At 71.8% G+C, this 13,178-nt stretch carries 9 protein-coding genes; 2 read left to right on the plus strand and 7 right to left on the minus strand.

Annotated features, from left to right (window positions below):
* Nucleotides 1–8 precede the first annotated feature (8 nt).
* The 6 genes from EDF27_RS03575 to EDF27_RS03600 form a co-directional block, all read right to left on the minus strand.
* Entirely contained in the window at nucleotides 9–962 is a 954-nt protein-coding gene (locus EDF27_RS03575) for a 3-hydroxyacyl-CoA dehydrogenase family protein (RefSeq protein ID WP_123655070.1), read from the minus strand.
* Entirely contained in the window at nucleotides 959–1,978 is a 1,020-nt protein-coding gene (locus EDF27_RS03580) for a sugar phosphate isomerase/epimerase family protein (protein WP_123655069.1), read from the minus strand. Before EDF27_RS03580 ends, EDF27_RS03575 begins: the two co-directional genes overlap by 4 nt.
* Before the next feature lie 208 nt (nucleotides 1,979–2,186).
* A complete protein-coding gene (locus EDF27_RS03585) occupies nucleotides 2,187–2,903 on the minus strand; it encodes a GntR family transcriptional regulator (protein WP_123655068.1) in 717 nt (238 codons plus the stop codon).
* Between the two features lie 44 nt (nucleotides 2,904–2,947).
* Complete coding sequence (locus EDF27_RS03590; RefSeq protein WP_243698185.1) at nucleotides 2,948–4,846, minus strand: prolyl oligopeptidase family serine peptidase; 1,899 nt, start codon at nucleotides 4,844–4,846, stop codon at nucleotides 2,948–2,950.
* Nucleotides 4,843–6,639, minus strand: a complete 1,797-nt coding sequence (locus EDF27_RS03595; protein WP_132047337.1) for an N-acetylglutaminylglutamine amidotransferase — start codon at nucleotides 6,637–6,639, stop codon at nucleotides 4,843–4,845. Before EDF27_RS03595 ends, EDF27_RS03590 begins: the two co-directional genes overlap by 4 nt.
* Nucleotides 6,639–9,188, minus strand: a complete 2,550-nt coding sequence (locus EDF27_RS03600; protein ID WP_123655066.1) for a carboxylate--amine ligase/circularly permuted type 2 ATP-grasp protein — start codon at nucleotides 9,186–9,188, stop codon at nucleotides 6,639–6,641. Before EDF27_RS03600 ends, EDF27_RS03595 begins: the two co-directional genes overlap by 1 nt.
* A gap of 89 nt (nucleotides 9,189–9,277) precedes the next feature.
* Here EDF27_RS03600 and EDF27_RS03605 point away from each other — a divergent pair, with 89 nt between their 5' ends.
* Together EDF27_RS03605 and EDF27_RS03610 are read left to right on the plus strand one after the other, a co-directional pair.
* Nucleotides 9,278–10,627, plus strand: a complete 1,350-nt coding sequence (locus EDF27_RS03605; RefSeq protein ID WP_132047338.1) for an alpha/beta hydrolase — start codon at nucleotides 9,278–9,280, stop codon at nucleotides 10,625–10,627.
* Nucleotides 10,624–12,213 carry a GMC family oxidoreductase gene (locus tag EDF27_RS03610; RefSeq protein WP_207909554.1) on the plus strand — a complete coding sequence of 530 codons (1,590 nt, stop codon included), beginning with the start codon at nucleotides 10,624–10,626 and terminating at the stop codon, nucleotides 12,211–12,213. Before EDF27_RS03605 ends, EDF27_RS03610 begins: the two co-directional genes overlap by 4 nt.
* Here the strand turns inward: EDF27_RS03610 and EDF27_RS03615 are convergent.
* The gene (locus EDF27_RS03615) at nucleotides 12,200–13,063 is read right to left on the minus strand and encodes an NUDIX hydrolase (protein WP_207909555.1); all 864 of its coding nucleotides are present in this window, start codon (nucleotides 13,061–13,063) and stop codon (nucleotides 12,200–12,202) included. The two genes, EDF27_RS03610 and EDF27_RS03615, sit on opposite strands and share 14 nt — an antisense overlap.
* Between the last annotated feature and the right edge of the window lie 115 nt (nucleotides 13,064–13,178).

Genomic DNA, 13,178 nt, shown 5'->3' on the forward strand with positions numbered 1-13,178 from the left:
CCTCCTGGTCAGTGGATCGGTGCCGGGCCGAGCTCGTCGAGGAGCTTCTGCATGGCGACGTAGGCGCGGTTGCGGTAGGCGACGAGCTCGGGCGTGCGGTCGGCGGGGACGTCGAGGTACCCGGAGCCGGACTTCGTGCCGAGCTCGCCGGCGTCGACGTGCTGCTGCAGCGAGGACGGGGTGGCGAACCGCTCGGGCCATCGGGTCTGCAGCGACTCGAAGCAGAACGCGTAGACGTCGAGTCCGGCCATGTCCGCGATCGCGAACGGGCCGAAGAACGGCAGGCGGAACCCGAAGGTCGTCCGGACGATCGTGTCGATGTCGTCGGGCGTCGCGATGCCCTCGTCGACGATCTTCGTCGCCTCCTCGAACAGGGCGTACTGCAAGCGGTTCAGCACGAACCCGGTCGCGTCCTTCACCCGCGCCGACTGCTTGCCGGTGGCGGCGACGACGGCCTCGGCGACCTCGACCGCGTGGTCGTTCGTCGTGGGGTGCGGGATGAGCTCGACGCCCGGGATGAACGGGGCGGGGTTGGAGAAGTGCACGCCGAGGAAGCGCTCCGGGCCGGTGACGGCCTCGGCGAGGGACTGGATCAGGATCGTCGACGTGTTCGAGCCGATGATCGCGTCCGGGCGGGCGGCCGCGCTGATCCGGCGCAGGGTGTCGTGCTTGATCTCGAGCTTCTCGGGGACCGCTTCCTCGATGAAGTCGGCCGTGGCGACCGCCTCCTCGATGGACTCGGCGGCGCTGAGGTGCGCGTCGACGCGGGACACGGCGTCCGCAGGGAACAGACCGTCCGCGACGAACTGCTCCGTCTCGGTGATGAGCCGTGCTCGGTTGGATGCGGCGATCTCGGCGGAGATGTCGGCGATGCGGACGGTGTGGCCGGCGAGGGCGAGGACCTGGGCGATCCCGCCGCCCATGTAGCCGGATCCGACGACGGCGATGTCGAGGGTGCTCATCGAGTTGCTCCTTCGGTGGTCGTCCCGGCGGTCGCGGCGGTCTCGCCGAGCTTCGTGGTCGCGAGGACGGATCGGATGTACTGCTGGTTCGTGGCGCAGACGCCGAGGCTGTCCCCGCCGTACTGCTCGGTCATGAGGATGCCGCGGAAGCCGTTCGCCACGGCGTCGCGGAGGACCTGCCGGTAGTTGATGAGCCCGGTCTCCATGGTGCTCGGGACGGACGTCGCCCAGCTGCCGTCGGCGGCCTCGTCGCGCGTGTAGTTCTTCACGTGCAGGTAGTTCGTGTGCGGCATGGTCTTCGCGAACAGCTCCTTCCAGTCCTCCACCGGACGGTGCAGGCGGATGAGGTTCGCGACGTCGGCGTTCAGGCCGACGTTGTCGAGACCGATCTCCTCGACCAGTCGGACGGCGCTGTCGGCGGTGCCGAGGTAGGTGTCCTCGTAGAGCTCGAGCGCCATCGGCAGCCCGACGGACGCGGCGTGCTCGCCGAGTTCACGGAGGCGGCTGACCGCGGCGTTCCAGACCTCGGGGTCGTCCGGGTCCTTCGGTCCCTGCGCCGTCCAGAACCAGAGCGCACGCTGCTGGGCCTCGTTGAACGGCTGGTGCAGGCCGGTCGAGAACACCTGCATGCCCCACTCGGCCGCCGCGTCGATCGTGCGGTGCGCGTACGCGAGGTTGTCCTCCTCGCGCCCCGGCTGGATGACGCTCTTGCGCTGCAGGTGCACCGACGGGATCCCGATCCCGTGGGACCGGGCGATGTCGAAGAACTCGTCCCGGCGGGAGGCTTCGAGGTCGGCGGGCCGGATGTGGCTGTCGGCGAGTTCGGCGAGCGAGAAGCCCGCGGCGGCGACCTGGCCGAGGATGTCGTCCCAGACCTCCGGAGCGGCGTCGTGCACGGCGGTGCCGTCGGCGCCGACCGGCGGGAAGCCGTGCAGGCACGCGGCGATCGGCCACGTCTCGGCGGTCCAGGTCGCGGTGTCCCAGTCCTGCTGGACCCAGTCCTGTGCGTGGTTCACGGAATGCTCCCTTGCATGTCGCGGTTCGGCGATGAACCTCTTTCCTATAGGAAAGATACATGCTCTGGGGCAGAGCGCAACCACCTCGACCAAACCCCCCGTACGGGGGCTCCGAAGGAGTCCGGGCTCGGAGGATCAGGACGCCCGTGCCGCTGACCCGAACCTCGGCACGGGCGTCCGTGCCCTCAGGACGCGCACGCGGGACCGGTCAGCCCGCGTGCGATGCGTCGGCGCGGGACCGCAGCCGGACCGCATCGATGTGCACCCGCATCGCGGCCACGGCGGACGCCGGGTCCTCGGCGAGCGCGTCCAGGATCGCGCGGTGCTCGTGTACGGCACGGTCGGTGTCGTCGCCACCGCCCTCGACGATCTGGCGCATCCGGTGCACGCGGGTCGTGATGATCTCCGACATCTCGAGGAGGAACGGGTTCCTGGCGGCGTCGAAGACCAGCTGGTGGAACTGCCAGTCGCTCCGGAAGAACCGGGCCATCAGCTCCTCGGACGCGCCACCGACGCCCACCGCCGCGATCTCCTCGGCGACGGCAGCCTGGTCCGCGAGCGCCGCACTCAGCCGCTCGCGCAGTGCGGCGACGTCACCGCGGGCCGCGAGCTCCACGGCACCGCTCTCGACGATGAGCCGGGCGTCGAAGAGTGCCTCGAGCTGGTCGCCGGCGAGCGGGGGTGCGACGCGGTAGCCCTTGTTCGCCTCGCGCACCACGAGTCCGGTCCGTTCGAGCTGCACGAGGGCTTCGCGCACCGGGGTCGGTGAGACGCCGAGCGTCCGGGCGAGGCCGTCGATCGACAGGCGCATGCCGGGTTCGACGTCGTGGCCCATCAGGACGTCGAGCACCCGGTCGTAGACGCGGTCACGGAGGCCGCGCTGCGTGATGGGTTGCGCGTGGAAGCCGGGCACCGTGGTCGTCACACCCTCGATCCTAGAGAATCCACGAACGCTGACCCTCGCAGGCGCTAGCCGAGGCGAGCGGCCAGGAACGCGACCATCTCGCGCACGAGCAGGGCGCGCGAGGAAGCGCGGCGGTACTCGTGCCCCTCGCCCTCGAGCTCCAGGTACGCCACGTCGTGGGAGCGCTCGCGCAGGGCGGCGACGACCTGGTGCGCCTCACCGATGGGGACGTTGGTGTCGAGTTCGCCGTGCACGACGAGCAACGGCGCGGTGACGTCGTCAACGGCCCGCATCGGCGAGAGCGACGCCAGCAGGTCGGCGTCGTCGACGGGGTGCCCGTACTTCGTCGCGGCGGCCGACGCGATCCACGGCTCGGTGTCGCGGTAGAACGTCGCGAAGTCGCTCATCCCGCACACCGCGACCCCGGCGGCGAACACGTCGGGCGTGAACGCCAGCGATGCCAGCGTTGCGTAGCCGCCGTAGGAGCGGCCCTCGACCGCGACCCGTTCACGGTCCGCGTACCCGTTCGCCACGAGCCACCGTGCGCAGTCCACGACGTCGGCGAGCGCGTTCCACCGCAGGCCGAGGTCGTCGGCGTGCACGAACTCGGTGCCGTAGCCGGAGGACCCGCGGATGTTCGGCGCGAACACGGTGATCCCGGCCGCGGCGAGTGCCTGGTGCTGGGGCGAGAACGTCGGCCGTTCCTGCGACTCGGGCCCACCGTGCAGGTGGATCATCGCCGCGCCGGGCTCGGACGCCCGGTACAGCCATCCGGTCAGCTCGACCCCGTCGCGGGCCGCGAAGCGCTCGAGCGTCGGCTCGACGAGCGCCACGGACGGCAGCGCCGGGACGTCGGTCACGCGGCTCCACGTCAGCTCGTTCGTGTCGAGACGCCAGAGCTCCCGAGGCCGGGTCGGTCCCTCGACCGTGAGGATGACGCTCCGGCCGTCGCGGCTGAGCACGGGGTCGGTGACGACGTACCCGGGGAGGCCGGGCACGGGGGTCCGGGAGGCGGAGTGCGTGTTGATGAGGTCGAGCTCGCTCCGGCCGTCGACGTTCCAGCCGAGGAGCAGCGTCCGCCCGGCGTCGTCGGCGTCGAGGAACTCGAGTTCGGCGTCCGCGCGGCCCATGATCAGCCGGGGATCGCCGCGCCATCCGTGCGGGCCGACCGGCTGGGCGATGAGCTGCCGACGCGGTGCGCCCGCTTCGGTCGCGACGTAGGCCACGAGTGGGCTCGTCTCGCTCGCGGGGGACGGCCGGAGGAACGCGATCTCCGCGGACCCGGACTGCGGGTCGGTGAGCAGCGGGTGGCTCTCGTCGGTGAGACGGTCCACGACCACGACGAACTCGTGCCCGCGCTGGCCGTCGCGGAGCACCACGAGACGCTCCTCCACCGACAGGTCGAGGATGTGGATGAGCTCGCCGACGGCCAGGTCGTCGCGGTCGCCGGACACCGGGTCGACGAGGTACGAGCGTGCGGGCTGGTCGGCCTCGGTGGATGGCAGCGTGATCACGACGCGGTGGCCGCTGCGGCTCCAGGGGCCGAGTTCGGCGTGCTGGTACCGGGACCCGGCGATCTGCGCGGCGTCGGTGCCGTCCGGCCGGACGACCCAGACCTGCTGCTTGACGCCGCCGTCGGTCGCGATCGCGACGGCCAGCCACTCGCCGTCGGAGGACCACGTGACCCGGATGACCGGATCATCGGAGAGCGAGATCCGCACCGGTTCGGGCAACGGACCGTCGACGACGACGTCCTGCACGAACACCTCGGGGGTACCGTGCCGGTCGCTGACGAACGCCACCCGGCGCGCGTTCCGCGTCATGGTCGGGCCCCACGATCCCCAGGCGGCGGTGAGCCGCTCGCCCAGGTCGACCGCGGCCGTGGTGGCGACCGTCTGCTCGGCAGCACCCGACGGGTCGACGCGAGCCGGGCCTCCCGGCCGGACCGGAGCGGCCCCGCTCACCGCACCCCCTGCTGCTGCAGCCACATCTCGATGAGGCCCAGCTGCCAGAGCGCGTTCGCGCCGATCTCGGTCCGTGTGCTGTTCGGGTCCTGGAGCATCCGCTCGACCGTACCCGGGTCGAACAGCCCGCGTTCCCGGGCAGCCGGCGCCATGAGCGCGTCGCGGACGCGTTCGAGGTACGGGCCCTCGAGCTGGCGGATCGCCGGCACCGGGAAGTAACCCTTGGTGCGGTCGATGACCGCGTCCGGCACGATCCCGCGTGCTGCGCGCTTCATCACGCCCTTGCCACCGTCCGCGAGCTTCAGCGCCGGCGGGATGGTCCCGGCGAGCTCGACGAACTCGTGGTCGAGGAACGGGACGCGCGCTTCGAGCCCCCAGGCCATCGTCATGTTGTCGACCCGTTTCACCGGGTCGTCCACGAGCATGATCGTCGTGTCGCTCCGGAGCGCTGCGTCGACGCTCGTCGATGCTCCTGGGCGGGCGAACTCGCGGTCCACGAAGGCCGACGGGGTGTCGTCGTCGCTCCGCCACCGCTCCCCGAGCATCGGCTGCAGCGACGACCACCTGCGGTCCATGAAGACGGATCGGTACGCCTCTGCTGCCCGGTCGCGCGGCACGTCCGCGAGCGGTGGGTACCAGTCGTACCCACCGAGCACCTCGTCGGCGCCCTGCCCGGACTGCACCACCTTGACGTGCTGGGAGACCTCTTGCGAGAGCAGGTAGAACGCGACGCAGTCGTGGCTGACCATCGGTTCGCTCATCGCGGCGACGGCACCGTCGATGCCGTCGAGCAGCCGCGACGACGGGATCCGGATCCGGTGGTGGTCGGTGCCGAAGTGCCGTGCGACCAGGTCGGAGTACTCGAACTCGTCCCCGGACTCGCCGCCCGCCGACTCGAAGCCGATGCTGAAGGTGGCGAGGTCCTGCTGGCCGGCCTCGGCGAGCAGGGCGACCACGAGGGAGGAGTCGATGCCGCCGGAGAGCAGCACCCCGACGGGAACATCGGCCACCATGCGCCGCTCGACCGCGGTGCGGAGCGAGTCGATGAAGGCCTGCTGCCAGTCCTCGTCGGTCCAGTCGGCCCTCGCCGGGTCGCGCTCGAAACGGGGTTCCCAGTAGGTGGTGTCGGTGGACGAGCCGTCCGGTTCGACGACCCGGACGGTCGCGGGCGGGAGCTTGCCGACGCCGGAGAGGATGGTGCGGGGCGCCGGGACGATCGAGTGGAAGCTCATGTAGGACGCGAAGGCGACCGGGTCGACTGACGTGTCGACGCTGCCCCCGGGGCCGTTGCCCGCCAGGATCGCCGGCAGCGAGCTCGCGAACCGGAGCCCACCGGGGACTTCCGCCACGTAGAGCGGCTTGATGCCGAGCCGGTCGCGGGCCAGCACGAGCCGTCCGCTCGCGTGCTCCCAGATCGCGATCGCGAACATCCCGATGAGGTGCTCGACGAACGCGGTGCCCCACTCGGCGTACGCGGCGACGATCACCTCGGTGTCGGAGGTCGAGTCGAACCGGTGGCCCTTGCCGTGCAGCTCGTCGCGGAGCTGCCGGTAGTTGTAGACCATGCCGTTGTACGCGATGGTCAGCCCGAGCCGGGTGACCACCATCGGCTGCGCGCCGGCGGTGGAGAGGTCGACGATGGACAGTCGGCGGTGCCCGAGCGCGACCGGCCCACGCGCCCACAGCCCGTCACCGTCCGGCCCCCGGTGCACGAGGCACCCGGTCATCCTGGCGACGGCACCGACGTCCGGGGACGTCCCGTCGAACCGGATCTCGCCCGCGAGTCCACACATCAGCGGTCCTCTCCCTTGCCGATGATCCAGGTGTCCTTGGCCCCGCCACCCCGTGAGGAGTTCACGACCATGCTGCCCTCCGGTGCCACGCGGGTGAGCGCGACGTCGGCGAGGTGCGTGTCGTCCGGCCCGGTGCCGGTGACGTAGACGAACGCCCGCAGGTCCACGTGCCGGGGATCGAGGCCGGCCGGACCGATCGTCGGGTGCGAGGAGAGCTGGACGACTTCCTGCCCGACCCAGCCGGCCGGGTTCGCCGCGATCTCACGGCGGCGTTCGGCGACCTCCGGAGCACTCGCGCTCGGGCCGATCAGGACGTCACGACCTCCTTCGCCGTCGACCGGTTTCGTCACGAGCTCGCCGACACGGTCGAGCACCGAGAGCCGTTCGCCCTCGATGCTGGTGCGGTACGTGGGGACCGACTCGAGCAGCGGCTTCTCGTCGAGGTAGTACCAGATCAGGTCCGGCACGTTGACGTACATCGCCTTGTCGTCGACGAGCGCGTTGCCGGGCGCGTTGGCCAGGTACACGCGCCCCGCCTCGGCGGCGTCGAGGATCCGTGCGCCGAGGTCCGGGGTGCGGTCGTTGGTCAGGGCGCTCGCGTCGCGGTCGACGCGCAGGTAGAGCGCGTCCACGACGTCGCCGGTGGACACCTCGATCACGCGTCCGTCACGGACGTCCAGGTCCGACTCGGTCAGGAGGCGCAGCCCGGCCCCGTCGGCGATCCTGCGGTGCTCGTACCAGGCGCCGGCGGCGGGGCCGTCGCTGACCAGTGCCACCACCGGGTCGGCCTGGCCGGTGACCGCGGTCGCGTTGGTGCGGAGGGTGTCGCGGACGCGGGTGAGGACGGAGTGCGGGTCGCGCAGGCCCGCCGGACGCGGGGCGTCCGGGACCACGTCGTCCATGAGTTCACGGAGCGCCACCCCGAACGCGACGCCGGACGGTGAGCGCACGTTGTCCTCGAGCACCCGCCAGCCACCGAACTCGTTCCGGACCAGGTCGAACCCCATCACCGGCGCCCGGACGGCGTCCTTCGGCAGCCGGGACGCGTCCGGGTCCCAGCCGTTCGCACCGACGAAGTCGCGCTCGTCCATCGCGCCGTCCGCGACGATCCGCCGCTCGCCGTACGCGTCACGGAGGAACAGCTCGATCGCGCGGGCACGCTGCCCCAGCCCGGCTTCGAGCTGGGACCACTCGTACGCGCTGATCGTGCGCGGGACCAGGTCGCAGCCGAACTCCTGCGTCGCACCGGCGACGACGAAGCCCACCTCGTGCTCCCGGGTCCAGGCGTCACGCGCGGTGCAGTGCTCGATCGTCGTCTCGGGGTCCCACCCGCGGAAGAAGGCCGCGAGGTCGCGGAACGCCGGCCGGGGACGAGCGCCCGGTCCGACGGCTTCGTCACCGGCACGGACCCGGTACGACGGGATCGCGATCACCGGGTGGTCGTCCCGCCCGGACGGGGTTCCCGCCGTGTCCTCGACCACGAGTGCCACGACGTCGTCGAGCTCACCGCGCTCGGCGTACGCGGTGCGCTGCCGGTCGGTGGAGTTGCCGCGGGCGAGGGTGTCCTCGAGCAGGTCGCTCACCGTCCCCCAGTCGCCCAGTTCCTCGAGCTCGGGGCGGAGGCGCGACACGAGCTGACGCACGGCGATCTCCGCCGGGAGCCGCTCCGGGTGCTGCCCGAGGCCGAGGAGGTCACCGCTCAGCCCGCTCCGCGCCGCTTGCCACATCGCCGCGCGGTGCAGGGGCTCGCTGCGGGGGTGCCACTCGGCACCGGACTCGACCGCGATCTCGGCCTTCCGCACCGCGGCGCGGAACAGCCCGGCGATGAGGACCGCGTCGTCGACGACCGGGGTGGCGTCGCAGACCCGCAGTTCGAGCGTCGGCGCGTGCGACGACGGTCGGACGTCGAAGTAGGCCATCTTCTTGTCGGCGATCACACCGGAGGCGATGAGGTCGTCGAGGACCTTGTCGTACTCCGCCGCACTCTCGACCCGACCGAAGCTGCCGGCGGACGGCCAGCGCTGCCAGATGATGCTGCGGAACGACGCGTACCCGGTGTCCTGGCCGTTCCAGAACGGACTCGACGCGCTCAGTGCCAACAGCACGGGCAGCGTCGACGCGACGCGCTGGGCGATCTGCACCGCGAGGTCGCGGTCGCTCACACCGACGTGCACCTGCAGGCCGCAGATCAGCTGTTCGTCGACGAGCATCCGGTACTGCTCCTGCATGCGGCCGTAGCGCCCACCGGAGGTCAGTTCGAAGTCGGCGTACTCCGACCGCGGCGCCGTGCCCGCCGCGGCGATGGTCACGCCCGCCGGGGCGATCGCCGTCGCGAGTTCGCTGCGGAGGTCCACGATCACACGCCGGAGGTCGTCGAGGGTCGTCACCACCGGGGTGTTCGTCTCGATCGTCGTGCGCTGCAGTTCGGCGCCGAAGCGGTCTGCAGGCAGTTTGGGGAGAAGGCGGGGGGCCTTCGCGGAAAGTCGGCCGGACTCGAGGTCGATGAGGTGCAGCTCTTCCTCGGCGCCGAGCGTCAGCTCTGCACTCATGTGTGGAACCTACCCGCGACACCTGTGGTCCGCGCGGCGGGGTACGCCGCGCTGTGAAGAACCGTGTCGCATCACGTAGAAGTGGAGGAATGACGGCGACCGCGTTCTGCCTCCACGCCCTCGGGTCGAGCTCCGAGGAGTTCGCCACGCTGCGCGCACGCCTCGCCGGCACCCTGGACCTCATCGGCATCGACCTCCCCGGGTTCGGCCGGAGCTCGGCCGCGACGGGCACCACCGTCGAGGAGATGGCCGAACGGGTGGAGCGGGCGATCGGCCGGAGCGGTGCGACCGAGTGGGTGCTCATCGGCCACTCGATGGGCGGCAAGGTCGCGTCGGTCGTCGCATCCCGGACGATCGACGGTTCCAACGGCCTGTTCGGCCTCCGAGCGGTGGTCCTCCTCGCCGCGTCCCCGCTCTCCCCGGAACCCATGGACGAGGAACGACGGAGCTCGATGCTCGGCTGGGCGGCCGACGGCACGATCGGGCCGGACGAGGCGGACACCTTCGTCGCAGCGAACACCGACGCCCAGCTGCCGCCCGAGCCGCACGCGATGGCCGTGCACGACGTGCAACGCGCCGACCCCCGGGCCTGGACCGACTGGCTCGTCCGCGGCAGCCGCGAGGACTGGTCCGCCGCGTTCGGGCCGAACCCCGTCCCGGCGCTGATCCTGGCCGGAGCCGCCGACGGCGACCTCGGCGAGGACGCGCAGCGGGATCTGAACCTGCCGCACTGGTCCAACGGAACGCTCGACGTCGTGCCCGGTGCCGCACACCTGCTGCCGTGGGAGCGCCCCGACGAGGTCGCCGAGCGGATCCGCGCCTTCTGGGACCGCCGTGTCGACCGTGGACCCGTGGTCCCGGCGGCGACCGCCCGCGTGATCGCGTCGCCCCGCGTCAGCGCTCGGACGCGCGGACTCCTGGCCGTGCGGTCGCTCCCGGACGACCCGGACGCGGCACCCCTGGCGCTCACCGACACCCAACTGGCGACGCTCCGGGCGGTCGCGCGGGTCGTCGTGCCGCAGCCGGGCGGTCGCCCCGTGGACGTCGCCCTCCGCGTGGACGCCCAGCTCGCTGCCGGACTCGGCGACGGCTGGCGGCCGGACGGACTGCCGACGGACGTCGACGCCTACCGGGTCGGTCTCGACGCCCTCGAACCGGAGGCGGCACAGGGCGACGACCACCTCGCCACCGTGCTCGACGCCGTCACCGCGGGCCGACACACCCCCTCCAGCGGCCCGTTCGACGCCGAGCAGCTCCGCGTCTGGGCCGAGGACGCCAGCGTCGACCTCGTCAAGCAGTGGGTCGCGCACCCCGCGACGATGTCGGAGATCGACTACGACGGCTTCGCCAACGGCGGCGACGGCGTCCGCAAGCAGGGCTTCCAGCTCCTCGGAGCGGGACAGCGCGAAGCATGGGAACCGGCGGGAGCCACACGATGAGACTCGAACACCAGCGCCGGTACGCCGAGGACGAGGTCGTCGACGTGGTCGTCGTCGGCACCGGAGCCGGCGGGGCACCCCTGCTCGCAACCCTCGCCCGGAAGGGCCTGCGGGTCGTCGCGCTCGAAGCCGGGCCGAACACCGAGCCCGGCGACCACACGCCCGACGAGGTCGCCGCACCCGGCGACATCAACTGGATGGACGAGCGGATCAGCGGCGGCGCCGCACCGACGGCGTTCGGTCCGAACAACAGCGGCACCGGTGTCGGCGGCTCCACCCTGCACTGGGGCGCGTTCACCCCGCGGCCGAACGAGCACGACATCCGGCTCCGCACCGACTCCGGGCAGGGCGAGGACTGGCCGATCGACCACGCCGAGCTCGTCCGGTACATCGAGCAGGCCGAGCACGACGTCGGCGTCGCAGGCCCTGCGCACTACCCGTGGGACCCGGCCCGCCGCTACCGGATGGGACCGCCGCCCCGGAACGCGTCCTCGGACATGATGATCCGCGGCGCGGCCGAGGTCGGCATCACCGCGACCGACGCACCCGTGGGGCTCACCACCGAGGACCGGATGCAGGAGCACCACGGCCTCCGCCAGGCCTGCGTGTCCTGCGGCTCCTGCCACCAGGGGTGCCGGAACGGCGCGAAGGTGTCGATGGACACCACCTACCTGCCCGCCGCCGTCGCGTTCGGCGCCGAGATCCGCGCCGACGCGTTCGTGCACGGCATCGAACTCGACGCCCGCGGCGAGGTCGAGGCCGTCGTCTACCGCCAGGACGGGCGAGACCACCGGCAGCGCACCCGCGCACTCGTCCTCGCGGCCGGTGGCATCGAGACCCCGCGCCTGCTCCTGCACACCGGGCTGGCGAACAGCAGCGACCAGGCCGGACGGAACTTCACCGCGCACGGTGGGACCCAGGTCTGGGCGACGTTCGATGCGTCGATGCGGTCCTACCGCGGGTACCCGTCGTCGATCATCACCGAGGACTTCGTCCGTCCCGCCGACGCCGACTTCGCGGGCGGCTACCTCATCCAGAGCCTCGGTGTGCAGCCCCTCACACTCGCCACATCGCTGGTCCGCGGGGGCGGGCTCCGAGGCGCTGCCCTGGTCAGGGCGATCCGGGACTACCCGTCGATGGCGGGCGTCGGCATGAACGCGGAGTGCCTGCCGTACGACGACAACCGGCTCGTGCTCAGCGACGAACTCGACGGCAACGGGGTCCCGAAGGCGCGGGTGTCCTTCTCGCCCGGCGCGAACGAGGAAGCCATCACACGGCATGCGATCCGGACGATGACCGCGATCGTCGAAGCTGCCGGCGGCCGTGACGTGCGGGTCCTCGACCGGACCGCGCACACCGTCGGTACGGCGCGGATGGGCGCGGACGCGGCGAGCTCGGTCGTGGACGCCGCCGGGCGGTCGTGGGACGTGCCGAACCTGTGGATCGTGGACAACTCGGTGTTCCCGAGCTCCCTCATCGCGAACCCGGCGCTGACGATCATGGCGCTCTCGCTCCGCACCGCCGACCGCCTGCTGCGCGACGACGCCGCGGCCGACCGCGACGAGGCGCTCCTCACGGCATCCTGAGCAAGAGCAGCGCGGCGAGCGTCGCGCCGTCGGTGACCTCCCCGGCCGAGACTGCGGCGTCGACCTCTGAGGGTTCGAGCTCGACGGTGGTCCAGTCTTCGCCCGGCTCGAGTGCGGTCTCGCGGCGCTCGGTGACCGTCCCGACGAACACCCGTGTCCGGACGTCCGAGACCCCGGGTTCGGCCACGAAGGTGCCGACCTCGGTGAGTTCACCGCAGACAGCGCCGGTCTCCTCGAGGAGTTCACGGGCGGCGGCGGCCGCCGCGGAGTCGTCGCTCGGCTCGATCCCACCCGACGGCAACTCGTAGCGCGGCTCGGGACCGGTGGTGTCCCGCACGCCGTGCACGAAGACGATCCGATCGTCGACCATGGCCGCGACGATCACGCTGTCCGACGAGCGGAGCCGGAACCAGCTGCGCTCCGAGGCGTCCACCGTCTCCGTGACGGTGAACCACGGGTTCGCGTGCACGACGGCCGCACTCGAGCGCTCCGGCCGCCACTGGTCGCGGGAGGGGACACCGACGGGCCTGGCAGTCCTGCTGGTCATCCGCAACCGGAGGTCGATCTCGTGGTCGTCGGACGGCGGATCGTTCGCGTCCATGCCGACGAGCCACGTGAGGCCACGGAGTCCGCGGCTGTCCTGCCCGACCAGCGCGAGCGCCCAGACGGCGTCCGAACGAGTCGCGGCCTGGCGCTGCGCCCAGTCCATCGCCTGCAGGACGTCGGCTCCGGTCAGGTCGTACGTCGCGGTGGTGTACGTCTCGCCAGAGGGTTCCTGCACGTAGACACGGAACCGCGGGTGGTGGTTCTCCCACGTGCTCTCCCGCTCGTCGACCTCGGTGGCGTCCATGCACCGAGCGTACGTGAGCACGGTGTCCGGTGACATTCCACATAGGCTGACCGTGTGGGTCGTGACACCGCCGGGTGGCGACCCTGGGGCAAGCGTGAAGCCCACCACCGCAGGA

Source organism: Curtobacterium sp. PhB136 (genome assembly GCF_004346855.1).
GTDB lineage: Bacteria > Actinomycetota > Actinomycetes > Actinomycetales > Microbacteriaceae > Curtobacterium.